23 protein-coding genes, 1 tRNA gene and 1 riboswitch are annotated in these 23,565 nt (G+C 31.8%); of the genes, 19 read left to right on the top strand and 5 right to left on the bottom strand.

Annotation, left to right across the window (positions count from 1 at the left end):
• Positions 1 to 436: 436 nt before the first annotated feature.
• The 10 genes from IF125_RS05000 to IF125_RS05045 all read left to right on the top strand — a co-directional run bounded on the left by IF125_RS05000 (position 437) and on the right by IF125_RS05045 (position 11,497).
• Positions 437 to 2,875, top strand: a complete 2,439-nt coding sequence (locus tag IF125_RS05000) for a TonB-dependent receptor (RefSeq protein WP_171622594.1) — start codon at positions 437 to 439, stop codon at positions 2,873 to 2,875.
• Positions 2,876 to 3,313: 438 nt separating this feature from the next.
• On the top strand, positions 3,314 to 5,755 hold the full coding sequence (locus tag IF125_RS05005) for a TonB-dependent receptor (RefSeq protein WP_225541730.1): 2,442 nt from the start codon (positions 3,314 to 3,316) through the stop codon (positions 5,753 to 5,755).
• Positions 5,756 to 5,847: 92 nt separating this feature from the next.
• Complete coding sequence (locus IF125_RS05010; protein WP_225541731.1) at positions 5,848 to 6,786, top strand: S66 peptidase family protein; 939 nt, start codon at positions 5,848 to 5,850, stop codon at positions 6,784 to 6,786.
• 4 nt (positions 6,787 to 6,790) lie between these two features.
• A complete protein-coding gene (gene upp / locus IF125_RS05015) occupies positions 6,791 to 7,426 on the top strand; it encodes a uracil phosphoribosyltransferase (RefSeq protein WP_171622591.1) in 636 nt (211 codons plus the stop codon).
• Positions 7,427 to 7,435: 9 nt separating this feature from the next.
• A complete protein-coding gene (locus IF125_RS05020) occupies positions 7,436 to 7,801 on the top strand; it encodes a YraN family protein (RefSeq protein ID WP_225541732.1) in 366 nt (121 codons plus the stop codon).
• A gap of 8 nt (positions 7,802 to 7,809) precedes the next feature.
• Positions 7,810 to 8,481, top strand: coding sequence for a DedA family protein (locus IF125_RS05025; protein ID WP_225541733.1), 672 nt, complete (start codon positions 7,810 to 7,812; stop codon positions 8,479 to 8,481).
• A gap of 50 nt (positions 8,482 to 8,531) precedes the next feature.
• The gene (locus tag IF125_RS05030) at positions 8,532 to 9,173 is read left to right on the top strand and encodes a VTT domain-containing protein (protein WP_225541734.1); all 642 of its coding nucleotides are present in this window, start codon (positions 8,532 to 8,534) and stop codon (positions 9,171 to 9,173) included.
• 240 nt (positions 9,174 to 9,413) lie between these two features.
• The gene (locus IF125_RS05035; protein WP_225541735.1) at positions 9,414 to 9,773 is read left to right on the top strand and encodes a hypothetical protein; all 360 of its coding nucleotides are present in this window, start codon (positions 9,414 to 9,416) and stop codon (positions 9,771 to 9,773) included.
• Between the two features lie 32 nt (positions 9,774 to 9,805).
• Complete coding sequence (locus IF125_RS05040) at positions 9,806 to 10,327, top strand: DUF4833 domain-containing protein (RefSeq protein WP_225541736.1); 522 nt, start codon at positions 9,806 to 9,808, stop codon at positions 10,325 to 10,327.
• Positions 10,328 to 10,372: 45 nt separating this feature from the next.
• The gene (locus tag IF125_RS05045; protein ID WP_225541737.1) at positions 10,373 to 11,497 is read left to right on the top strand and encodes an N-acetyltransferase; all 1,125 of its coding nucleotides are present in this window, start codon (positions 10,373 to 10,375) and stop codon (positions 11,495 to 11,497) included.
• Between the two features lie 305 nt (positions 11,498 to 11,802).
• On the opposite strand, the gene IF125_RS05050 is transcribed toward IF125_RS05045, so the two are convergent.
• Positions 11,803 to 11,884, bottom strand: a tRNA-Leu gene (locus IF125_RS05050).
• Between the two features lie 117 nt (positions 11,885 to 12,001).
• Here IF125_RS05050 and IF125_RS05055 point away from each other — a divergent pair.
• Both IF125_RS05055 and aat read left to right on the top strand, forming a co-directional pair.
• A complete protein-coding gene (locus IF125_RS05055) occupies positions 12,002 to 12,373 on the top strand; it encodes a DUF3127 domain-containing protein (RefSeq protein WP_171622584.1) in 372 nt (123 codons plus the stop codon).
• Between the two features lie 84 nt (positions 12,374 to 12,457).
• Entirely contained in the window at positions 12,458 to 13,090 is a 633-nt protein-coding gene (gene aat, locus IF125_RS05060; RefSeq protein ID WP_225541738.1) for a leucyl/phenylalanyl-tRNA--protein transferase, read from the top strand.
• A 53-nt stretch (positions 13,091 to 13,143) separates the two neighbouring features.
• On the opposite strand, the gene IF125_RS05065 is transcribed toward aat, so the two are convergent.
• The 3 genes from IF125_RS05065 to IF125_RS05075 form a co-directional block, all read right to left on the bottom strand.
• Positions 13,144 to 13,914, bottom strand: coding sequence for a DUF3108 domain-containing protein (locus IF125_RS05065; RefSeq protein WP_225541739.1), 771 nt, complete (start codon positions 13,912 to 13,914; stop codon positions 13,144 to 13,146).
• A gap of 112 nt (positions 13,915 to 14,026) precedes the next feature.
• Positions 14,027 to 14,317, bottom strand: coding sequence for a NifU family protein (locus tag IF125_RS05070; RefSeq protein WP_171622581.1), 291 nt, complete (start codon positions 14,315 to 14,317; stop codon positions 14,027 to 14,029).
• A 12-nt stretch (positions 14,318 to 14,329) separates the two neighbouring features.
• Positions 14,330 to 15,430 (bottom strand): Mrp/NBP35 family ATP-binding protein, encoded by a 1,101-nt coding sequence (locus IF125_RS05075; RefSeq protein ID WP_225541740.1) that lies wholly within the window; start codon positions 15,428 to 15,430, stop codon positions 14,330 to 14,332.
• A gap of 134 nt (positions 15,431 to 15,564) precedes the next feature.
• Here IF125_RS05075 and IF125_RS05080 point away from each other — a divergent pair, with 134 nt between their 5' ends.
• Positions 15,565 to 16,026 carry a DinB family protein gene (locus IF125_RS05080; RefSeq protein WP_171622579.1) on the top strand — a complete coding sequence of 154 codons (462 nt, stop codon included), beginning with the start codon at positions 15,565 to 15,567 and terminating at the stop codon, positions 16,024 to 16,026.
• 352 nt (positions 16,027 to 16,378) lie between these two features.
• A complete protein-coding gene (locus IF125_RS05085) occupies positions 16,379 to 16,579 on the top strand; it encodes an SRPBCC family protein (RefSeq protein WP_225541741.1) in 201 nt (66 codons plus the stop codon).
• A 53-nt stretch (positions 16,580 to 16,632) separates the two neighbouring features.
• On the opposite strand, the gene IF125_RS05090 is transcribed toward IF125_RS05085, so the two are convergent.
• Positions 16,633 to 17,205 (bottom strand): nitroreductase family protein, encoded by a 573-nt coding sequence (locus tag IF125_RS05090; protein WP_171622576.1) that lies wholly within the window; start codon positions 17,203 to 17,205, stop codon positions 16,633 to 16,635.
• A 72-nt stretch (positions 17,206 to 17,277) separates the two neighbouring features.
• On the opposite strand from IF125_RS05090, the gene IF125_RS05095 reads away from it, so the two are divergent.
• The 5 genes from IF125_RS05095 to IF125_RS05115 all read left to right on the top strand — a co-directional run bounded on the left by IF125_RS05095 (position 17,278) and on the right by IF125_RS05115 (position 23,564).
• Positions 17,278 to 18,039, top strand: a complete 762-nt coding sequence (locus IF125_RS05095) for a hypothetical protein (protein ID WP_225541742.1) — start codon at positions 17,278 to 17,280, stop codon at positions 18,037 to 18,039.
• Positions 18,040 to 18,054: 15 nt separating this feature from the next.
• Positions 18,055 to 19,014: an aminodeoxychorismate synthase component I gene (locus IF125_RS05100; protein WP_225541743.1), complete on the top strand. Its 960-nt coding sequence runs from the start codon at positions 18,055 to 18,057 to the stop codon at positions 19,012 to 19,014.
• Complete coding sequence (locus IF125_RS05105; RefSeq protein WP_171622573.1) at positions 18,998 to 19,597, top strand: aminotransferase class IV; 600 nt, start codon at positions 18,998 to 19,000, stop codon at positions 19,595 to 19,597. The genes IF125_RS05100 and IF125_RS05105 overlap by 17 nt, the downstream gene beginning before the upstream one ends.
• Before the next feature lie 58 nt (positions 19,598 to 19,655).
• Positions 19,656 to 19,759, top strand: a riboswitch (SAM riboswitch).
• Positions 19,760 to 19,813: 54 nt separating this feature from the next.
• The gene (locus IF125_RS05110) at positions 19,814 to 22,201 is read left to right on the top strand and encodes a TonB-dependent receptor plug domain-containing protein (RefSeq protein ID WP_225541744.1); all 2,388 of its coding nucleotides are present in this window, start codon (positions 19,814 to 19,816) and stop codon (positions 22,199 to 22,201) included.
• Between the two features lie 70 nt (positions 22,202 to 22,271).
• Positions 22,272 to 23,564: an APC family permease gene (locus IF125_RS05115; RefSeq protein WP_225541745.1), complete on the top strand. Its 1,293-nt coding sequence runs from the start codon at positions 22,272 to 22,274 to the stop codon at positions 23,562 to 23,564.
• Position 23,565 lies beyond the last annotated feature (1 nt).

A 23,565-nucleotide genomic window follows, 5' to 3' on the forward strand; every position in this document is an offset into this window, starting at 1 on the left:
AAAGAAGTGTTTTTTCAGATAAAACTGAATAGGGTTAAGTGAATAAAGTTTATTTATAATATAAAAGCGACGACATCTATTTAAATGATAAAGTTTTAAAATTAACAAACGTTATCAATACTGGTTCTAAATAAGGAATTTTGTATTGTTTTTGAAGCTGATTTATGAAAAATAATCTAAAAATTGGCGATTTAAATGTTAAAAATTAACATTTTACTTATGTTAATTTTTTATAAATTGTTAAAATATTTTTAAAAATACATAGAATTGCTTCGTTTGAATTAATAAATCATCACATTTCACTTATTTATATTGACGTTTTGATAATTTTTGAATATTTTAGTCAATAAATATTTAAAAATTTACCATAATTTAACAATAATCTCATTAAAAGTGCAGAACTTTGCAAAAGTAAACTTTTAAACTATTTCAAAAGATGAGGTTAAACTCAACTAAGCTTTTACTTGTAGGAGCTTTTGCCTTAATGGCATCATTATCTTTCGCCCAAGTTGTTGAACCAACAGATTCTACAAAGGTTGAACAGGACGAAAACGTATCTTTAGGAGAAACATTAATTATTGGTAAAGGAGTAATCGATATCGTTGAAGATCGTAAAACTCCGGTAGCTGTTTCTACAATTAGTAAAGCTTCAATTGAAGATAAAGCGGTAGGAAATGTAGATTTTCCAGAAATCTTTGCTACAACACCATCAGTTTATGTTTCTGGACAAGCAGGAGGGTTTGGTGATTCTCAAATGTTTTTACGAGGATTTAGTAGTCAAAATACGGCTTATTTATTAAACGGACAGCCTATTAACGGGATGGAAGATGGTAACTTGTATTGGTCTAATTGGTCTGCAATGACTGAGGTGGCAAATGCAGTTCAAATTCAACGTGGTTTAGGATCTTCTAAATTAGCTATTTCTTCTGTTGGTGGTACTGTAAATATGGTTACCAGAGCGACAGATAAGAAACAAGGTGGTTTTGTAAGATTTAATACGGGTAACGATAGTTACATGAGTGCGACAATTTCTTATAACACAGGAATGAAAGGTAAATGGGGAGCATCGTTCTTATTTAACCAAACATCTATGCATAGATCTTGGGCACAAGGGACAAGTGCTAATTCGCAAGCCTATTTTGTTTCTGTAGGTTATAAACCAAATGATCGTCATAACATTAACTTTATGATTTTTGGTGCGCCACAAGAACATGGTCAAAACTATTCAACAAAAAGTGAAAAGCAGTGGGCTGAAGCTGAAAAGTACGGCTATGGCAAAAAGTATAATACAACTTATGGCTATTTAAACGGTAAAGGAGAAAATCTAAGAACTAACTTTTACCACAAGCCAGTAGCTAACTTAAACTGGGACTGGACAATTAATGAGAATATGAACTTGTCTACAGTACTTTATGCTTCAACAGGGACAGGAGGAGGAACTTCTGGTGTTGGTAGAGCTTCAAGTACGTTAAAAAATGGATTAGTTGATTTTGATTTAATTCAAGGTAACAATATGTTAGATCCAGATGGAATTGGAAATAACGGAGGTAAAGATATTAACGGAGTTAACAATGTATCAAATGGTGCAATTCGTACTTCGGTAAATAACCATTTTTGGTATGGAGGAGTAACAAATTTAAACTTTGATACTAAAACCGGGTGGAACTTCAACTTAGGTGCTGACGTTCGTTTTTACCATGGAAATCACTTCCAACAAATGAGTAACTTATTTGGACTAAAAGGATGGTCAGAAGTTAACAAATCAAATGGTCAAACAGTTGTTGTAACAGAAACTTTTGGAACTAATCCTTGGTCAGCATTATTCAAATCAGCTAAAAAAGGACAAAGAATATCAAGAGATTATTCTGAGGATATTAACTACCAAGGAGCTTTTGGACAAGTTGAATATTCTAATGAGATCTTTACAGTATTCGGTCAAGGAGCAATCTCTAACCAATTCTACCAAAAATTTGATACTTGGAATTATGGAGGTGTAGAAGAAGCTTCTAAAAAAGTAAACAAAACAGGGTGGAATGTTAAAGGAGGTTTGTCTGTTAACATTAACGATGAAAATACTGTTTTTGCAAACGCAGGACGTTACTCTCGTCAACCATTCTTAGATAACGTATTCGAATATAATAAAGTTGATTTACGTGAGCCAAATATAGAGAACGAGGAAATTACAGGTTTCGAAGTTGGTTACAAGTATGAAACAAGAAACTTAAGAGTAAACATTAACGCTTACCATACAAAATGGGGGAACCGTTTCTTAGGTATGTCTGGATCAATAATGCAACCAGATAATACAACTAGACCAATTTATACAGCTTATACTGATATTGCTCAAATACATAAAGGTATTGAAATTGATTTTGATGCTAAAGTTTCTCAAGCATTCAGCTTATATGGATTCGCATCTTACGGTGATTGGAAATATGACGGAGAAACTCCATTCGAATCTATGTACACAGATGATGATACAATTTTCGAGAAAGGGAATGTTGATTTAACAGGAACATATATCGGAGAGGCAGCTCAATTTACATTTGGTATGGGAACAAAAGTTAACTTCACAAGAAACTTATATTGGGATGTAGATTTTATGTACAATGCTCGTACATATGGACAAGTGAATCCAGAAAATGTTGTTAAAAGCGCATTAAAAGGAGAAGTTTATCAAGCAGAAAAAATCTCACCTTTTGCTCGTGTTAACACTGGAGTAGCTTATGAGTTTAAATTTGGTAAGCAAAAAATCAAATTTAGAGGAAATGTACGTAACTTATTCAATGATCAATATGTAAGTAGAATTGATAGAAATGGATACGGATATGCAGTAGGTAGAACTTGGAATGCAGGTGTTACTTATAGCTTCTAATAAGAATTAATATTTCTTAACATATTCAAGCGGACTTAGTTTTAAGTCCGCTTTTTTATTGATATTTGATAATTAGACGGTTGACTTAAAAAGATAAAATAAATAAATATTTATTTAAAACAATTCTAAATAAATATTTTTTAAGAATAATTATTCATTTAATAATGAATTAATATGCGTTTGAAACTTTTTAACTATTATTGATAAAATATGTAACGTTACACTATTTTAATTAATATATAATTTTTAATAAAATTAATGGTGTATAATTATTATATTGATAAAATAGTTAAGTTTTAAATGAGTTATAAGAAAAAAAGGATTTTATCTTATAATTATTCTTAATTAACATAAGGTTTATAAGCATTTTAACATATATACACCTCAACTTTGCAAAAGTAAACTTTTAAACTATTTCAAAAGATGAGGTTAAACTCAATGAAGCTTTTATTCGTAGGAGCTTTTGCCTTTACGGCATCGTTATCTTTCGCTCAAGTTGTAGAACCAACAGATTCTACTGTGGTTGAACAAGAGGAAAACGTATCTTTAAATGAAACATTAATCATTGGTAAAGGTGTAATCGACTTACAAGAAGACCGAAAAACACCTATCGCAGCAACTACAATTACAAAAGAAGTAATTGAACAGAAAGTAGGTGCTAATGATATTACACAAGCATTCGTTAATACGCCGTCTGTATATGTTGCAGGACAAGGTGGTGGTTTCGGAGATTCACGTATTATAACACGCGGTTTTGATCAGTCAAATACAGCTTTCTTATTGAATGGGCAACCAATCAATGGAATGGAAGATGGTAAAGTATATTGGTCTAACTGGGCTGGAATGTCTGATATTGCTAATGCAGTTCAAATTCAACGTGGTTTAGGATCTTCAAAATTAGCTATTTCATCTGTAGGAGGTACTTATAACTTTGTTACAAGAGCAACAGACAAAAAACAAGGAGGTTTTTTTAGTGCAGGTTTAGGTAACGACAACTATTTCAAATCTACTTTAGGTTATAATACAGGTTTAATCAATGATAAATTTGGTGTATCTGTAATGTTGACTCACTGGCAAGGTAATGGATACAACGAAATGTCTGAAGGTCAAGGTCAAAACTACTTTGTTTCTTTCGGGTACAAACCAGCAGAAAATCATACATTAAATTTGTTACTAACTGGTGCTCCACAATGGCATGACCAAAATTCAAGAAACAAAATTTCTGAGTTTATGAAATACGGTCGAAAATATAACCGTAACTGGGGTATGTTAAATGGTGACGAATATAATGTAAGACGTAACTATTACCATAAACCAGTCGCTAACTTAAACTGGGATTGGGATATTAATGATAAAACATCTTTATCTACAGTTGTTTACGCATCTTGGGGTAGAGGTGGAGGTTCATCTTCTGCAACAACAGGTAAGGATAAAAACAATCCAAATACTCCTTATGGAATCTTAGGTAATACTCTTGATGATGGTCAATTAAATTTACAGGATGTATATGATAGACAAACTGCTAATGGAGGAGAGGCTTTAGATAGAATTATTTCTTCTGTAAACAATCACCAATGGTACGGAATGGTTTCTAACTTAAACCGTAAATTGACAGAAAACTTAAGCTTAAATGTAGGTTTTGATTTAAGAACATATAAAGGAGAGCACTTCCGTCAATTAAACAATACTTTAGGAGCTGATTATTATACAGAAAAATACAATAAACAACACCCAGGATCTTACCAAGTAAATAAAACTTATTCAAGAAATCCATGGAAAGCGTTAAATGATTTTGCTGATAATTACTCTCAAAAATTAGGTTGGGATTACAGCGAAAGAATTAACTACGGCGGATTATTTGCTCAAATAGAATATGCCAAAGATAATTTAACTGCATTCTTTCAAGGGTCTGTTTCTAACCAAGGAAATCAACGTTGGGACTACTTCAATTACGAAGAAGGAAAAGAAAAATCAGAAAAAGTTACAAACTGGGGGTACAACTTAAAAGGAGGTTTAGGTTATACAATTGCTAATAATCACCAAGTATTTGCTAATGCAGGATACTATTCTCGTCAGCCTTATAATGATAACTTATTCATGAATTACAAAAATGATATTAACCCATTTGCTGAAAACGAAAAAATCTTAGGTTTAGAATTAGGATATAAATTTAAAGCAAGAAATTTCTGGGCTAATTTCAATGCATATTATACAACTTGGGAAAACAGAATCACTTCATCTAGTAAATTTATCGATGAAAACGGTGATGCTAATTATCCAGGAATTGCAAATGCATATGTTTATACTGTAAACCAAGGAGTGAAACAAGAGCACAAAGGTGTTGAGTTAGAATTGAATTATAAACCAGTTCGCGAATTAACTTTAACAGGTTTCGCATCTTTAGGAGATTGGAAATATAAAGGTCAAGCAACTACAACTGATTATGATGAAAATCAAAATGTTCTTGGAGCTGCAAGAAAAGAAAACTGGGACGGTTTAAAAGTTGGAGATGCAGCGCATACTCAATTTGGATTAGGTGCAAAATATGAATTCTTAAAAGGATTCTCTGTAGACGCAGATTATCGTTACAACGGAGATTTATATTCTTCTAAAGTAACTGAAAAAGATGGTAACTTAGAATTACCTTCTTATAATATAATGGATGCTGGTATTACATGGACTCAAAAATTGACTCCAAAAAATAGATTATCATTACGTTTTAACGTTAATAATGTATTTAATCACATTTATATTTCAGAATCGAGCACTAATATTCAACAAGCAGATGGTGTTGATAACTACAAAGGAATTAATGTAAACAACCAAGTTTACTTCGGTTACGGAAGAACATGGAATGCTTCGGTTAAATTCACTTTCTAAGAAATATAACATTTCATTATCATAACAAAAAGACGAACGCATGCAGTTCGTCTTTTTTTTGTGTTTACCTTTGATAAAATTTTAAATTAAAAATGATTCAACCCGATTTTCTAAAAGAAGGTGATAAGATAGCAATTGTTGCGCCAGCAAAACGAATGTTACAAGGCGAATTAGACGAAGCAATAGCGTTAATAAAATCGTGGAAATTAGTTCCAGTGCTTGGGAAAAATATTTATGCTGAATATGATTTCGGATACAAATATGCAGGAACAGATGAAGTAAGAACCGAAGATTTTCAATGGGCATTAGACGATGTCGAAATCAAAGCCATTTGGTGTGCACGTGGAGGATATGGATCAGTTAAAATTATTGATGAATTAGATTTGACTCATTTCAAAAAACATCCAAAATGGATCATTGGTTATTCAGATATTACGGTTTTTCATAATCATTTTAATCGTTTAGGTTATCAAACTTTGCATGCTGTTACAGCAAAAAAATTAGCCAATACAGACTATCTTCCGATTTCTTATCAAAGTGTTTATGACGTCTTGTTTGGGAAAGAAATTCAGTACGATAATTCCATTCATGCCTATAATAATCTGGGTGAAGTAAAAGGCGAATTGGTCGGAGGTAATCTTTCGATTGTTTGTTCTCTTTTAGGAAGTGAATCTGCAATTATCAATCCTTCAGATAAAATTTTGTTTTTAGAAGATTGGTTCGAGAATTGGTATGCTGTTGACCGAATGTTGATGAATTTGAAACGCAACGGAATTCTAAATCAAGTAAAAGGAATTATTCTGGGAAGTTTTACACATATGGATACGGAAGAAGAAAATGCCGAAAATTATAATTCCGCATACGATCCCAAAACGTATGAAGTCATTCATTATTTTACCAAAAATCTTAAAATTCCTGTTGCTTATGGTTTTCCTGCAGGACATACAGGACATAATGTGGCTTTGAAAATGGGTGCAAAAGTTCACCTAAATGTTACTTCAAAAAATGTAAATTTGTACTTTATAGATTAAATATATGAAACAAGATAGTTTAACAGTGATTAGTCACCCTTTGGTAAAAGCTAAAATTACGCAAATGCGTGACAAAAACACGACAACAAAAGAGTTTGGTGAATTAGTAGACGAAATCTCAGGACTAATGTGTTACGAAATTACACGTAACATTGAGCTTGAAGAAGTTGAAGTAGAAACGCCTATCACCAAAACAATTGGCTACAAAATGAAAGGAAACGATATGGCTATTGTTCCTATTTTGCGTGCTGGTTTGGGAATGGTGAAAGGTATTCATCAATTAATTCCAACTGCTAAAGTAGGGCACATTGGGCTTTACCGTGATCACGATACATTACAACCAGTTGAGTATTTATGTAAACTTCCATCAGATTTAAATTCTCGTGATGTTATTTTGGTAGATCCAATGTTAGCAACTGGAGGTTCTGCAATCAAAGCCATCGAAATCTTAAAAGACAAAGGAGCAAAATCTGTTCGTTTGGCTTGTTTAGTTGGTTGTCCAGAAGGTGTAGAAGCTGTTCAGAATGTTTATCCAGAAGTTCCTATTTTCTTGGCTGCCTTAGATGAGAAACTAAATGAAAACGGTTACATCGTACCTGGTTTGGGTGACGCTGGTGATCGTTTATATGGAACAATGTAAATATCTTCGATGAGTAATAGTTACGATTTCGGAAAAGAAGCAGAAGCTTTTGCTGAGAAATATTTAATCGAAAAAGGTTATATAATCTTAGTAAAAAATTACTTTGTTAAAAAAGCTGAAATTGATATTATTGCGCAATTTGAAAACGAAATTATTATTGTAGAAGTAAAGGCAAGAAAATCAAATTACATTTCTGAACCAGAAACTGCTGTTAATGCAAAGAAAAAGAAATTGTTAATTCTTGCTGCAGATGATTTTATTCAGAAAAATAATTTTATTTGTGATGTAAGATTTGATATTTTAGCACTTTTAAAAATACAACAATCTTGGAGCGTTAATCACATTGAGAATGCATTTAACGCCTCAGAAATATAATCAACTTTATGGAAGTATTTATGAGTCTTTTTGACTTTATTATGCATATCGACCAACATTTAGCAGAGTTTGCGAATGAATATGGTTTATGGCTTTATGCAATTTTATTTTTAATCATTTTTGTGGAAACAGGTGTAGTTGTAATGCCATTCTTACCAGGAGATTCGTTATTGTTTGCAGCAGGAATGTTGGCGGCGCAAGAAACTAATGATTTGAATGTTTGGATTATGATTGCAATTCTTCTTGTAGCTGCTATACTCGGTGATACTTTAAATTATACGATTGGTAAAGAAGTAGGGTACAAAGCAACGAAAGTAAAAATATTTGGTAAAAACTTTATTCAAGAAGAACATATCAACAAAACGCACGAATTCTACGAAAAATATGGTTCAAAAACTATTGTAATCGCACGTTTTGTACCAATTGTACGAACTTTGGCACCTTTTGTAGCAGGAATTGGACGTATGGGATATTCTATTTTCTTAACTTATAATGTGATTGGAGCTATTTTATGGGTAGTAGGTTTAACGCTTATTGGTTATTTTTTAGGAAATATAGAATGGATTCAAAATAATTTCTCAAAAGTAATTTTGGGAATTACAATCGTTTCTGTTCTTCCAATCTTTATAGAAATTATAAAAGAAAAGTTCGGTAAAAAAACACTATCAGAACAAAAATAAAAATGAACATATAACTCGACTTCGGTCGAGTTTTTTTATACATTTAATCCATGGAAATTTTAGATTATTTACTGCATATCGATCAATACTTAGAAGTCATTCTAAACGATTATCAAAATTGGTTTTACTTAATCCTGTTCTTATTAATCTTCATCGAAACGGGTTTAGTTGTAATGCCATTTTTACCAGGCGATTCGTTGTTATTTGCGGCAGGAATGTTAGCGGCAGCTTTCCCAGAACAATTGAATATTTATATTTTATTAGGCTTACTTTGGGTTGCGGCAATAGCGGGTGATACGATTAACTATACAATCGGAAAAACTTTGGGGACGAAGTTAGTAACAGCAAAAGTATTTGGTAAACGAATTGTAAAAGATTCAGCCATTCAAAAGACCGAATATTTTTTCACCAAGTACGGTTCAAAAACTATCGTAATTGCACGTTTTGTTCCGATTGTACGAACGTTAGCTCCTTTTGTTGCGGGGGTTTCTAAAATGCATTACGGCACATTTATCAAGTATAATGTTGTAGGAGGAAGTGTTTGGGTTTTTGGAATTACTTTGGCGGGTTATTTTTTAGGAACAATTCCTTTTATCAAAAACAATTTCGAGATTGTTGTAATGTTGATTATTGTGTTCTCATTACTTCCTATTATAATTGAATTTTTAAAAGAAAAAAGTAAAAAACCTTAATAATAGATGAATCACCTTTTAAATATTTTATTACTCGTAATAATCATTTTTCTTCCAATTGTTTCCTACATAATCTATTCTCAAAAAGAAAATAAACTTCAAAAAGAAGGAATAATCAATCTTAGAATAAGTTTTTCAAGTTACATTTCAATTGTTATGATGTTCTTGATGACTTATCTTTCTTTGGTTTTTTTATATCTAGCCTACTTTTGTTTCTTTGTTATTTTTTCAATTGAAAATATGTTTTTAGGATTCGTTTATTTAATTTTTTCACTATTTTTTTTGATTCCAGTTTTGAATATAGGCGGACATTATTTAAAAGAATCGAGAAAAGAAATTTATTTTTTTAAAGCCCAAAAATCATTGTTAATTGTTGAAAAAGAGATTGAAACTGTAATTGATTTAGAAAATGAGGATTTAAATATAATTCATTTAAGTCCGAAAAAAGTGTTTAGAAATCCATCAGGTTATGGAAAATATTTATTTATCCTTGATGACAACGTTATTGAGATTTCAGATATGATTAATTTTCCGGATAATATTTTTGAAGGTTCTAATTTTACTGCTACAAGGGGGAAAAGTCTTTTTATTTGGATATAAATTTTGTAACTTATCTCTTCAAATTATCATTTATGAAAAACGTTTTCACTCTTTTTTATTTCTTTTTTTCAGTTGTTCTATTTGCGCAAGAGGGCTATCCTACGCCTCCAAAATCGGTAAACAGATTGTTTTATATTCAGCACAACGATAATAAGAATACCTTTGTATACGATGCATCTTTTTCTGCTAAAGGGTTATTAAATGAGAATGAACCTGTCGATATTTATCGAATTTTATACGCAGAAAATGGAGAAAAAAAACCTTTAACTTCTATTCAAAAAAAATTAGCTTACGGATTAGAGATCATAAAAAAGGAAAAGAATGTTTATCAGTTAAGTTTAGTATCATATCCAATTCAAAAATTAATCTTAAAGTTTGATAATGAAAATAAACCAATTGTTCAAACAACTGTTAATAACAAGTTGATAACCTTAAATAGAGTTTTCTTGAAACAGAAAAAAGGAACAGCTGGACTTTCAGTTAAATTAGAATATATCTTGTTTTATGGAAAAGATAAAAACGGAAAATCTATACAAGAGAAAATTGTTCTCTAAAAAAATCTTCATAAATTAGGTTTTCAAAGACAATTTAACATCAGTATGATTGAAATAAAAGAGGTGAAATCACGAAAAGAAATGAAAAAATTTGTCGATTTACCTTTTGAAGTGTATAAAGGAAATCCGTATTGGGTTCCAACTTTAAAGAAAGATGAATTAGCCAGTTTTGATCCAGCTAATACTATCTTCAAAACTGTAGAAGCGAAGTTTTTCTTGGCTTATAAAGGTGAAGAAGTTGTAGGTCGAATTGTTTCGATTATTAATTGGACAGAAGTGAAAGAGTTACAAAAGGCAAAGATTCGTTTCGGCTGGTTAGTTTTTAAAGATGATATTAACATTTTGATAGCGTTGTTAACAACTGTTGAAAACATAGCGAAGGAAAAGGAATTGACTTATATAGAGGGTCCTATGGGATTTTCGAATATGGATAAAGCAGGTTTATTAACAGAAGGTTTTGATAAAATCGCAACATTAATAGGTCTTTATAATTACGAATATTATCCCAACTATTTACAACAATTAGGTTATCAACCAAAAGCAGAATGGTTAGAATATTCGATTAATATTGCAAATTTGGCCTCAGTAAAAAAGATGGATAAGCTATGCGAAATGCTCAAAAAGAGATATGAAATAGATACATACCAATTCAACTCTATTGATGAAATGTTGCCTTATGTAGACGAAATGTTCGATTTGTTGAATGTAACCTATGCAGAATTACAAAGTTTTGTTCCAATCGAAAAATACCAAGTTGAACATTATAAAAAGAAATATTTGAAGTTTATTCATCCCGATTTTATTTCTTGTGTCAAAGATAAAAATAACAAAATGATTGCGTTTGCGATTACAATGCCATCTTTTTCAAAAGCTTTTCAGAAAACGAAAGGAAAATTATTTCCGTTTGGTTGGTGGCATTTGATACAAGCTCAAAAAAAGAATGATCATGTCGAATTTTATTTAATTGGAATTGATCCTCATTATCAAAATAAAGGTGTAAATGCATTGATTTTTAAAGAACTATATGACCGCTTTATAGCAAGAGGAATTAAGACTTTAGAAACAAACCCTCTGCTTGAAGAAAACATAAAAGTGCAGCAATTATGGAAGAATTTTGATCCAATTGTTCACAAACGTAGAAAAACGTTTTACAAAAATATAGAAGCATAACTTAATGGTTGGAATTTAAATTCTAACCATTTTTAATTACAACACATTGCCCTGTTATTATCAGTATATTTTTTAAAATACAGCAAAGTAAATCAATACGATAATAATGATGACGACTATAATAAATTCAAAAATAGGGATTGTTCTAACCTCCAGATTTTAAATTTCTTTTTCTTTTCGAATACATACGAAACCAACTTATAACCAAATAATGAGCTAAATTTAAGAAATTTATCACAAATGATGATAAAACAATAAACCATAAAAAAAGACTTTAAACAATTTGTTTAAAGTCTTTTAAGTTGTACGGGCGGAGAGACTCGAACTCTCACACCTTGCGGCACTAGATCCTAAGTCTAGCGTGTCTACCAATTCCACCACGCCCGCATAAATCTCACTGATTTGGATTGCAAATATACACAAGTTTTCTTTCTAACAAAATTTAGAAATAAAATTTTTTTAATCTTTTTTTACATTCTAAATTTGTACAAAGCTTTTACAAAAATGGAAATTACAGGAAGAATTAAAAAAGTATTTGAAACTCAAAATATTACTGCAAGTTTCAAGAAAAGAGAATTCGTTGTTACAACGCAAGAACAATATCCACAAGATATTATAATTGAGTTTACACAAGATAAGACAGATGTGTTGAATGCTTACAAACCTGGTGATGAAGTGAAAGTTTCTATCAACATTCGTGGCCGTGAGTGGATTAATCCAGAAGGTGTAGCAAAATATTTCAATACAATCCAAGCATGGAGAATTGAAAATATGGCAAATGTTGCTCCTCAAACTCCTCAGGGATACGATAATTTTCCACCAGCTCCTCCAGTAGAAACTTTTTCTAACGGAGATGATGATGATTTACCATTCTAAGGAAATTAAAACATCAATTCATACTAAACGTGTTCTTTATTGGGCACGTTTTTTTAATTTTAAATAAATTTTAGACAAAACAATATGTATTGGTTAAGCACTGATTTAATCTTTCCTGATTACGACGAAGTAAATGCCGAAGGAATTATAGCTATTGGAGGAGATCTTTCACCAGAACGTCTAATTTTGGCTTATCAGAAAGGAATATTCCCTTGGTTCAATGAAGATGATCCAATTATTTGGTGGTTTCCGCATGATCGGTTTGTGTTGTTTCCCGAAAATTTACATGTTTCGAAATCAATGAAAAAAGTTTTTCGAGATCAAACCTTTACCTATACCGAAAATAACGCATTCAGAGAAGTGATTACAAATTGTTCTGAAGCTTATAGAAAAGGGCAAGATGGTACGTGGATTACAACTGAAATGATTGAAGCGTATTGTAAATTACACGAAATGGGAATCGCAAAAAGTATAGAAGTTTGGCAAAATGATGAATTAGTGGGAGGTTTCTATGGAATAGAGATGGGTAACGTTTTTTGTGGAGAAAGTATGTTTGCAAAAGTTAGTAATGCATCTAAAGCTGGATTTATACAATTTGTTGCTAAATATCACAAGAAATATGAGTTGATCGATTGTCAAGTGTACACCCAACATTTGGCGAGTTTGGGAGCGATGGAAATTCCGAGCGATGTTTTTTTAGAATATTTAGAACCATAAAAAAATCCGACAAATGAGTTAATTGTCGGATTTTTTTTAGGTGATGAATCTATTTATTTCGTGAAATAGATGGGATATTTTAAGTTTTTGAAATCATTTAGATCTGCATTCAAAGATCCAACTAATAGTCCTGCTCTAATTTTTAGTGGAACTAAGTTGTTATCATCAGAAATCCACATCGTAACCGATTCAGATTCTTTAAAGATTCGTCCCGATTGTACATAAGGTCGAATTTTGATGGCAGATATTTTACCGAATTTTGTTTTTAAGGTTTCGCGTCCCAAAACTTTCAATCTAAATTTTAATGTTTCGTCACCAAGAAAGATACTTTCATTCAAATAATCGCCTGTTTTTAATTTAGAATGATCTGCATTACGCAAGCTATAAAAAGCCGATAATAAATCTTGTGCGTCGTACGGAATTGTTTCGGTTGTTATTTTCCCGTCGCGTTTATTTTCTACTTTCGCTTTTCTATTGGCATGGTCAAAATAATAGATTTGATGACGTTTGTAACTTCCTTCTACAATGTTGCGAACAAATTTAGTTGGTTTCAGGTTGCTTTTATCAATATAGGATTCGTAATTGTCATCAACTTTAAAGAAAGCACGTACTGCACCAGTAGAATTTCCTTTTCCTACTATGTGATAATGACTTCTTCCGTTTAGTGTAGCTTCTTTGACATCAATTGTTGCAAAACCTGCATTTAATCCAGAGTAATGAACTCTAAATTTTAGGCTTTCGCCAACTTTATAATTGTCTTGTGCAAGTAGTGGCAATGAGAATGAAAGGAGAATAAAAGTAAAAAATAAAATATATTTTTTCATTTTTGATTTTTTCGTTTTGTGGTTAAGTTTCAAATTGTTTGCCAAAAATAAAAAAACGCCTTTATAAATTGATATAAAGGCGTTTTAAATTTATTTTGAAGAATCTTGTAGTCTAATTCTTTTCTTTAAGAGTTGAGATATGATCAGCTTCAGCAGGAGTTTCAAAATCTGAAACATTGATAACCGAAACGATTTCTGGAACATATTTTTTAATAGTCATTTCAACACCAGACTTTAATGTCATTTGGTTGACAGAACATGCAATACATGCACCTGTAAGGCGAACTTTTACAATATTATCTTCAACAGATACTAATTCGATATCGCCTCCATCTGAATTTAAGAATGGTCTAATTTCAGTTAAGGCCTTTTCAACTTCTGAATATTTTTCTTCTGGAGTCATGATCTTTCTTTTTTAATTTTTTGCTGAACAACCTGCCATTGTTGTAATACGTACAGCTTCCGTAGGAGGCAATGTATTGTTACGTTCTACTAAACTTTGTACAGTGTTACGTGCAATTGATTTATAAACTTCGGCTACAACTGTATCTTCTTGCATTGCAGCAGGACGTCCTACATCAGCAGCTTCACGAATTGATTGTACAATCGGAATTTCACCTAAGAAAGGAACACCAATTTGCTCTGCTAAATCTTTTGCACCATTTTGTCCAAAGATATAGTATTTATTATTTGGCAATTCTTCAGGAGTAAAATACGCCATATTTTCTACAATTCCTAATACTGGAACATTGATGGCTTCCATTTGGAACATTCCAACTCCTTTTTTAGCATCAGCTAACGCAATGTTTTGAGGTGTAGAAACCACAACTGCTCCTGTAATTGGAACTTGCTGAACAATAGATAAATGAATGTCACCTGTTCCTGGAGGTAAATCGATTAATAAGAAATCTAAATCTCCCCAATGTGCATCACGAATCATTTGGTTCAATGCTTTTGCAGCCATTGGTCCTCTCCAAACAATTGCTTGATCGGTATCTGCAAAGAAACCAATTGATAAAATTTTGATTCCGTAAGATTCTACAGGTTTTATTTTTGTTTTTCCGTTTACTTCAACAGAATATGGGCGTGCATCTTGACAATCGAACATAATCGGCATAGAAGGTCCATAGATATCTGCATCTAATAACCCAACTTTGAATCCCATGTTGGCCAAACTAATTGCTAAGTTTGATGAAACAGTAGATTTTCCAACACCTCCTTTTCCAGATGCAACTGCGATAATATTTTTAACTCCTGGTAATTCTGAACCTTTGATTTCGTTCGGATTTTTTTCTTCTACTTCAACAGAAATGTTAAGTTTAAGATTTGCTTCAGGTAAATTTTCTTTAAATGCATTTTTCAAAGCAATTTCCAAACGCTTGCGTTCGTGCATTGCAGGCGAAGGAGAAACAATATCCAAAATAATATCATTTCCCATCACTTGAGCATTACGCATCCAATTGCGAATACCCAATTCTTCTAATACTTGATATATTTGATCTCTTGTGTAAGCCATCTTTTAAATTTATTTAGACAAAATTACAAAGAATCAAAGACTTTTAAGAATCTAAAAACGTGATTTTAATTGTTTTGCTTTATAATTTGATAAATAGTCTTAATTTAATGTATATTTAACTTTTAAATCTGACTATGGAAGAGCATATTATTTATCTGACGAATATACGTAAACAGATTATTGATGAGCTTGAACAACACTCTCTAAAACAATTACTTTATATACCGGTTGGTTACAAGAATAATTTGTTTTGGAATGCGGCTCATGTTTTGGCTACACAACAATTAATTCATTATTATTTAACCGATAATAGAATGTTGGTCGATATTCAGTTTATACAAAAATACAAAAAAGGAACAATAGGAAATACCGAAGTTACAGCAGATGATGTACAAGAGTTGAAAGAAATGCTTGAAAGTACACCGATGCAATTGTTTAAAGACTACCGTTCAGAAAAATTATCCTATTATCGTTCGTATAAAACAAGTTTCGGAATGACGTTAGAGTCTATTGAAGATGCGATTTTATACAATAATATTCACGAAGCAATGCATTTAGGCTATATGATGGCCATGAAAAAGAATATTCCTTTTTAGAGTATAAAAATTAATTTTAACACTATATGAAAATTCTGAAAAAATTTCTTTTATTTATTGTTGGACTATTGTTTATTCTAACAATTCTAATGTTTGCTTTGGGGAAACACTATCATTTCGAAACATCAACAGTGATTAATGCACCAATAGAAAAGGTGTATGAACAAGCGAGCGCGTCAAAGAAATTTAATAATGGAATCCTTGGATGAAATTAGATCCAAATCTAAAATTAACATATTGAGGAAATCAAGGTGAAGTTGGTGACGAATATTGTTGGGAAGGAAACGATGATGTAGGAAAAGGATGTCATATTATAACAGCTTTAGAACCGAATAAAAAAGTGGCCACAAAAATGATGTTCAAAGAACCATTCGAAAGTGATGCAACTTCAGATATTGTTTTGACAAAAGAAGGGAATACAACAAAAGTCACTTGGAGCATGGATTGCGAGTTAGATTATCCGATGAATTTGATGAAACTAATAATGGATGCGCAAATGGAAAAATCATACGGTGATGGTTTAACAAAATTAAAAGAATTAAGCGAAAAATAAATTACATAAAAAAAGGTTACTTGATAAGTAACCTTTTTTTATGTAATAGTGAATTAATACTCTAAAAATCGTACTTTATTTTCGATTGGTTGACGAACTCCTTCTGGAGTTTCTCCATTATATTTTCCCATATAGAAAACTCCCACACATTTTTCTCCTTCTTCCATCGTAGTAAACTCATCTACATTCGCAATTACATTCGCAGGTGAAGACCAATAAGCACCAATATTTAATGCGCTTGCCATTAACCACATGTTTTGAACAGCCATAGAAGTTGCAGCTAATTCTTCCCATTCAGGATTTTTATCTGTATCAATAAAATTGATCAAAACAATTTTATTCGATTTGTCACATTTTTCAATTAACGCATTAATTTTTCTGTCACTTAACTGATCTGGAGGAGTACCTTGTACATAAACACGTTTCACATATTCGCGAAAACGATCTTTTACCGCACCTTCTAAAACGATAAAACGCCAAGGTTCTGTTTTTTTATGAGATGGTGCCCAGTTGGCAGCCTCAAAAATTTGATTTAATTCTTCGCGCGTAATTTCTTCTTGCGTGTATTGTGGAGGAAATATAGAGCGTCTATTTTTTATGATTGATAATAAATCGTTTGCATTCATTTTGTAACAATTCTTAATTTTATTCTACTAATCAAGCAAATTTACATTAATTTCAGTTAAACCAACGTTAAGATGAAAACATTAGATTATAATAAAATTGAATACTATAAAAACAATAAATTTCAATTTGATATTGGAAAATATTTTAATCAATCTTTAGAACTTTTTCAAAACAATTGGCAACCATTTGTTATTTATGCGTTGGTTGCAGCTATTATTTATCTTTTTACTTCGTTTACTATAATTGGTTTACTTTTCGTGATGTATCCACTTTTGATGGGATTTTTGATTGGAGCAGAACGTGCCGAAAATAAAATGTCGTTAGAATTAGGTGATTTTTTTGGAGGTTTTAAAAATATCGGAAGTTATTTCCTTTTAACACTTATCGTTATCGGTGGCTCTATACTTATCATGTTGCCTTATTTTATTTTCATGTTTATGCCTCTTTTGTTTAACGATCCTGATAATGTTAATCCAGCATTGATGATTGGTTCATCAATTTTCGGATTGTTATATATGTTAGTTGCAACCATATTTTTATTCTTTATACAGGCTTGTATTTTCTTGGCACCTTATCTTATTCATTACGGAAATATGAGTGCTATGCAAGCAATCAAAACATCATATGCTATTGTGAAAAAGAATTTTTGGTGGATGGTTTTAATGGCTATTGTCGTTAGCCTTGTGGCTTCAATTGGAGCTATTGCTTGTTACATTGGAGCTATTGCGACGTATCCAATCGGTTATATGATGGTATATTTTATGCTAAAAGATATGATTTTGACAGATGATCAAAAAACAGAAATTGATCTACTTGGTACAAATCAAGAATAATATTAATTTTATCGAATGTTAGCAAAGCATTCGATTTTTACGAAAATGAATGAATTGGGAGCTGCAAAAGTTCCCTTTTTTTTTATGATTGATTTTTTAAAAGAAAATGGAGAAATTGTTCCGTTGAATAAATTATCAGAAGAGATTAAATTTGAAATCAACTGTACTCAAAAAAAATCTTTTGAAAAGGCTTTCAAATTTAAAAAATTTCCAATTACCTTCGATGAATATCTGCCAAAATTTAAACATGTGCACGATAATCTTTTGTTTGGAAATTCATATTTGACGAATTTAACGCTTCCTACAAAAATCGAAACAGACTTATCATTAGACGAAATTTATACTTTTTCGGAAGCGAAATATAAATTGAAATATAAAAATGATTTTGTTTGCTTTTCACCCGAACGGTTCGTAAAAATAGAACATCAAAAAATTTTTTCAAATCCAATGAAAGGAACAATTGATGCATCAATTCCGAATGCTAAACAATTGATTTTAGATGATGAAAAAGAAGCTGCCGAACATGCTACAATTGTGGATTTAATTCGCAATGATTTGAGTTTGGTTTCCGAAAATGTAGAGGTGACAGATTATCGCTACATTGATGAATTGAAAACAAATGATAAAACATTGTTACAAGTAAGCTCTGAAATAAAAGGCGATTTGAAGGAAGATTATTACCAGAATTTGGGAACAATTTTCGATCAACTTTTGCCTGCAGGCTCTATTTGCGGGGCGCCTAAAAAGAAAACCGTTGAAATTATTTTAGAAGCCGAAAAGTACGATCGTAATTTTTATACAGGAGTTTTTGGTGTTTTCGATGGCGAAAATTTAGATAGTGCAGTGATGATTCGTTTTATCGAAAAAAATCAAAATAATTTCATTTTCAAGAGTGGAGGAGGAGTCACAGCAAAAAGTAAAGCGAAAGCAGAATATGAAGAATTAATCCAAAAAGTATATGTTCCAATTTATTGAATCCATTTGTTGTGAAAACAAACAATTACGCCATTTAGAATATCATCAAGCGAGATTTGATCGTACTCGAACTGATAATTTTACTGAAATTAATCCGATAGTATTAGAAGAAATTATTCAACTCCCTGAAGATTTAACAGATGAAAAATATAAAGTTAGAATAGTGTATGACCGCGAAATTCAATCAGTAGAATTTCTACCGTATCAAATCAAACCAATTGAAACCATTCAACTTTTTGAAATTGAAAATAAAATAAATTATACCTACAAATACTTGGACCGCTGGTTTTTCGATGAGTATGTAAAGGAATCAAAAACAGATGATTTGGTATTAGTTAAATCAAATTATATTACCGATTGTATTTATTCGAATATCGTTTTTTATGATGGATCGCAATGGGTAACGCCTCGTTCTTGTTTATTGAAAGGTACAATGCGAGAGGCTTTGTTGCAAACAGGAGAAATTATGGAGAAAAATATAAAAGTAAGAGATTTAGAAAATTTCACCTCATTCAAACGAATCAACGCGATGATGAATCTCGAAGAAAGTCAAGAATTGGATATTTCTCATTTGATTAAATAACTCTATAAAGTTAATAGAGTTTTGTTTGCAAATTTGTTTTTTAACATTACCTTTGCATAACTTATCAAGAAAGGCGGAGGGATTGGCCCGATGAAACCTTAGCAACCAGATGACTTATAATCTAAGGTGCTAAATCCAACCTATCAAAGGGAAAGATGAGTAAAAGTATTTCACTTTTATCTGTTGGTTTCTTGAAAGTTTTATGAAAAATTGAAAATGAAAAGAAACAAATTTTTACTTGCTTCATTCGCATTTATTTGCGCATCAACTCTTTTTGCACAAGAAGTAGAAAAAGAAGAAACAAATCTTAACGAGGTTATTTTAATCGGAGGTCGTGCTTCTGAAAGAACAGTTGTTAATTCATCGGTTCCAGTCGACATCATTGATGTTGAAAAATTAAAAACGTCTTCGCCTCAGTTGAGTGTAAATGATATCTTAAACGTCGTTATACCATCTTTCAATTCGGTTCGACAGTCTTCTGCAGACGGAACAGAGCACGTTGATCCTGTGACTTTACGTGGAATGGGACCAGATCAAGTATTGGTGTTGGTGAATGGAAAAAGACGTCATACCACATCGTTGGTTAATTATCAAAACACGGTTGGGAATGGTTCTGTTGGAACAGATTTAGGTGCAATTCCAATTTCTGCTATCGACAAGATTGAAGTTTTACGAGATGGTGCAGCTGCGCAATATGGTTCTGATGCAATTGCTGGTGTTGTGAATATAGTGTTGAAATCTAAACCTGGAGGTGATGCGTCGTTGACTTACGGACAAACTTCGCGTAACGATGGTGAAACGTATAATTTTAATGGTAGTTTCGGCACAAAATTAGGTCAGTCTGGTTCGATTGTGCTTTCTGCGGTTGTAAGTGAACGTAAAAAAACGAATCGTTCGAAAGATCATAATTTAGATATTTTTGGAGATAATTTCGCATATGATTTCGCTGATGATCCAGATGCGGCACGAGCTGCGGATGATGCGAAGATAGCCGCTTTAGGATTATCAAGAAAAGATTTTAGATTTCAAATTGGTGATGCGGCAATCAAGAATCAACAATTTTTTGTGAATGCTGAAACAGCAATTAATGATCGATTGGATTTTTATTCTTTCGGAGGTGTTTCGTTGCGACAAGGAGAAGGTTTTGGATTTAGAAGATTACCAAGCGAATTGTCTGATGATGCGTTGAAAATTTATCCTACAGGATTTCAATCGACATTAAAATCAAATGTGAATGATTATTCAAATTCGACAGGATTACGTTATTCGTACGATGGATGGAAAATCGACTTGAGCAATTCATTTGGGTTAAATTCATTTAAATATGATTTAGAAAATTCAATCAACCAATCATTAGGACTTGATTCACCAACCGATTTTTATGCTGGTAAACATCAATTTTTACAAAATACGGTAAACTTAGATTTCTCAAAACGAATCAATCAAAACATTAGTTTAGCTTTTGGAGGAGAGTACCGTTTTGAACAATATAAAATCGAAGCTGGAGATGAAGCATCTTATTCTGGTTCTGGATCAGAATCTTTTGTAGGATTTTCACCTTTGAATGCAGTAAAAGGAGATCGACATTCGGTTGCCGCTTATGTGGATGGAGAATTAAAATTCGGAAATTTCACTGCTGATTTAGCAGGTCGTTTTGAGAATTATTCAGATTTCGGTAGTACAATTAATGGAAAATTAGCCTTAAGATATGAATATGCAAAAGGATATTCGGTTCGTGGAGCTGTTTCTACAGGATTTAGAGCGCCATCGTTACAACAAAAATATTTCAGTAATTCGTACACAGATTTGTTCTTAAATGATAACGGAGATCAAGTTTTAGTTACAAAAGGAATTATTCGAAATGAATCTGATCTTTCGAGAGAAATTGGATTAGACCAATTAAAAGAAGAGAAATCAATCAATGCAAGTTTAGGGTTAACTTTTCGTCCGACTTCAAAATTGTTCATTACTTTAGATGGATATTTTATCCGAGTTGATGATCGTATTGTCTTGACTTCTGATATCACAGATCCTATTTTAGAAAAGTACAATGTTGCAACAGCACGTATTTTTACGAATGCGATTGACACAGAAACAAAGGGATTGGATTTAGTGATTTCTTATGATACGCGTTTGGGTAGAGGAAAATTAAATACAAGTTTATCTGCAAATATTAACGAGACAAAAATTGTGGGATACCATTTCCCTGAAGCTTTAACAATTCCGACTGAAGAGTTTTTTGGACCAGATCAAGTGAATATTATTGAATCGTTGAGTCCAAAAGCTAAAGCAACTTTAGGATTGAATTATTCGATTTCAGGTTTCAATTTTATGGTGCGTAACACTTATTTCGGTAAAGTGACAAAGGATGGATATCCATGGGGAAGTGTGCAAGAACATACAGGAAAAGTGGTGACAGATGCATCGATTGGATTTGATATCACGAAGAATTTTAACTTTACAATTGGAGCAAATAATCTTTTTGATGTTTTCCCAGACAAGCAAGTATACGAGAATTCTTATTATGGTGTTTTTCCACACGCACCAGTACAAATGGGAATGACAGGAGCGTATTATTTTGCACGTGCAAGTTTTAAATTTTAATCAATAATAATATATTTAAAGTGTCAATTTTAATGTAAATTCAACATTTCAATTGACGCTTTTTTTGTGTATGGCACATTCTAAAATTGGTTGGAAAACCGCAGCAGCATTAGTGATTTCGAATATGATTGGAACTGGTGTGTTTACGAGTTTAGGTTATCAAATTTCGGATCTTAAAAATACGACTTCCATATTATTGCTTTGGTTAATTGGAGGGATTTTAGCTTTGATGGGCGCATTTATTTATTCGGAATTAGCTTCAAAATTCAAACAATCTGGAGGAGATTATATTTATTTATCTCGGACATTTCATCCACTTTTTGGTTATTTATCAAGTTGGATTTCTTTGTTCGTTGGTTTCTCGGCTCCAATTTCTTTAGCTGCTTTGGCAATGGGAAAATACCTTAATATTTTTGGATTTGACCTCGGAAAAGAATTTGCCATTGCAATGATTTTAATTGTAGCAATATTTCAGTCATTTAGCTTAAATCTAAGTAGTAAGTTTCAAAATATATTTACAATTCTGAAAGTTGTATTCATCATCTTTTTAATTGCGATTGGTTTTTATTATACTCCTGAAGTACAACCAAATGCAATACTTTTTGACTCGAGTTGGAAAGGAGAGTTGTTACTTCCTGCGTTTGCCACATCTTTGGTGTATGTTACTTTTGCTTATACAGGTTGGAATTCGGCTTCTTACATTGTGGAAGAAATTAATCAACCAAAGAAAAATTTACCAAAAGCATTATTTATAGGCGTTATTTTTGTGACGATTTCTTACGTTTTATTAAATTATGTTTTTTTAAAACATGCTTCAGCAACGGCATTGTCGGGGCAAGAAAATGTAGCAAATATCTCGTTTGCTAACCTTCTTGGAAATAATGTAAAATGGGTAAGTTGTTTTATTGCGTTACAATTGATCGCAACTATTAGTGGTTATTTGTGGATTGGATCTCGATTGACACAAGCAACAGCACGCGAAAATAAATTGTGGAGTTTTATGGCAAAAGAGAACAAAAATAGAATCCCCGTGCGTGCGATTTGGGTGCATACTGCAATTAGTATTTTACTGATTTTTTCAGGAGATTTTGAAGTAATATTTACCTACACATCTTTCGTTTTACAAATCTTAGCAACGTTGGCTGTTTGTACAGCTTTTTTCATTAAACAGGATGAATTAACGATTATAAAAAGTAAATTCTTTTACGTTTTACCCGCTCTTTTTTTAGCATTTAGTTTGTACATCTGTTATTTTGTATTGATGCAAAAACCAAAAGAAAGCTTATTCGGTTTAGGAATTATTGCACTCGGAATAATCTTATTCTATTTTGATAAACGAATCGAAAATAAAGATATTAAATAAC

Source organism: Empedobacter stercoris (assembly GCF_020281205.1).
GTDB classification, from domain to species: Bacteria; Bacteroidota; Bacteroidia; order Flavobacteriales; family Weeksellaceae; genus Empedobacter; species Empedobacter stercoris.

Bases quoted from the DNA above. Each gene is read 5' to 3' on its own strand.
- IF125_RS05000 (WP_171622594.1), top strand. From the start codon at position 437: ATGAGGTTAAACTCAACTAAGCTTTTACTTGTAGGAGCTTTTGCCTTA.
- IF125_RS05005 (WP_225541730.1), top strand. From the start codon at position 3,314: ATGAAGCTTTTATTCGTAGGAGCTTTTGCCTTTACGGCATCGTTATCT.
- IF125_RS05010 (WP_225541731.1), top strand. From the start codon at position 5,848: ATGATTCAACCCGATTTTCTAAAAGAAGGTGATAAGATAGCAATTGTT.
- upp (WP_171622591.1), top strand. From the start codon at position 6,791: ATGAAACAAGATAGTTTAACAGTGATTAGTCACCCTTTGGTAAAAGCT.
- IF125_RS05020 (WP_225541732.1), top strand. From the start codon at position 7,436: ATGAGTAATAGTTACGATTTCGGAAAAGAAGCAGAAGCTTTTGCTGAG.
- IF125_RS05025 (WP_225541733.1), top strand. From the start codon at position 7,810: ATGGAAGTATTTATGAGTCTTTTTGACTTTATTATGCATATCGACCAA.
- IF125_RS05030 (WP_225541734.1), top strand. From the start codon at position 8,532: ATGGAAATTTTAGATTATTTACTGCATATCGATCAATACTTAGAAGTC.
- IF125_RS05035 (WP_225541735.1), top strand. From the start codon at position 9,414: ATGTTTTTAGGATTCGTTTATTTAATTTTTTCACTATTTTTTTTGATT.
- IF125_RS05040 (WP_225541736.1), top strand. From the start codon at position 9,806: ATGAAAAACGTTTTCACTCTTTTTTATTTCTTTTTTTCAGTTGTTCTA.
- IF125_RS05045 (WP_225541737.1), top strand. From the start codon at position 10,373: ATGATTGAAATAAAAGAGGTGAAATCACGAAAAGAAATGAAAAAATTT.
- IF125_RS05055 (WP_171622584.1), top strand. From the start codon at position 12,002: ATGGAAATTACAGGAAGAATTAAAAAAGTATTTGAAACTCAAAATATT.
- aat (WP_225541738.1), top strand. From the start codon at position 12,458: ATGTATTGGTTAAGCACTGATTTAATCTTTCCTGATTACGACGAAGTA.
- IF125_RS05065 (WP_225541739.1), bottom strand. From the start codon at position 13,914: ATGAAAAAATATATTTTATTTTTTACTTTTATTCTCCTTTCATTCTCA.
- IF125_RS05070 (WP_171622581.1), bottom strand. From the start codon at position 14,317: ATGACTCCAGAAGAAAAATATTCAGAAGTTGAAAAGGCCTTAACTGAA.
- IF125_RS05075 (WP_225541740.1), bottom strand. From the start codon at position 15,430: ATGGCTTACACAAGAGATCAAATATATCAAGTATTAGAAGAATTGGGT.
- IF125_RS05080 (WP_171622579.1), top strand. From the start codon at position 15,565: ATGGAAGAGCATATTATTTATCTGACGAATATACGTAAACAGATTATT.
- IF125_RS05085 (WP_225541741.1), top strand. From the start codon at position 16,379: ATGATGTTCAAAGAACCATTCGAAAGTGATGCAACTTCAGATATTGTT.
- IF125_RS05090 (WP_171622576.1), bottom strand. From the start codon at position 17,205: ATGAATGCAAACGATTTATTATCAATCATAAAAAATAGACGCTCTATA.
- IF125_RS05095 (WP_225541742.1), top strand. From the start codon at position 17,278: ATGAAAACATTAGATTATAATAAAATTGAATACTATAAAAACAATAAA.
- IF125_RS05100 (WP_225541743.1), top strand. From the start codon at position 18,055: ATGTTAGCAAAGCATTCGATTTTTACGAAAATGAATGAATTGGGAGCT.
- IF125_RS05105 (WP_171622573.1), top strand. From the start codon at position 18,998: ATGTTCCAATTTATTGAATCCATTTGTTGTGAAAACAAACAATTACGC.
- IF125_RS05110 (WP_225541744.1), top strand. From the start codon at position 19,814: ATGAAAAGAAACAAATTTTTACTTGCTTCATTCGCATTTATTTGCGCA.
- IF125_RS05115 (WP_225541745.1), top strand. From the start codon at position 22,272: ATGGCACATTCTAAAATTGGTTGGAAAACCGCAGCAGCATTAGTGATT.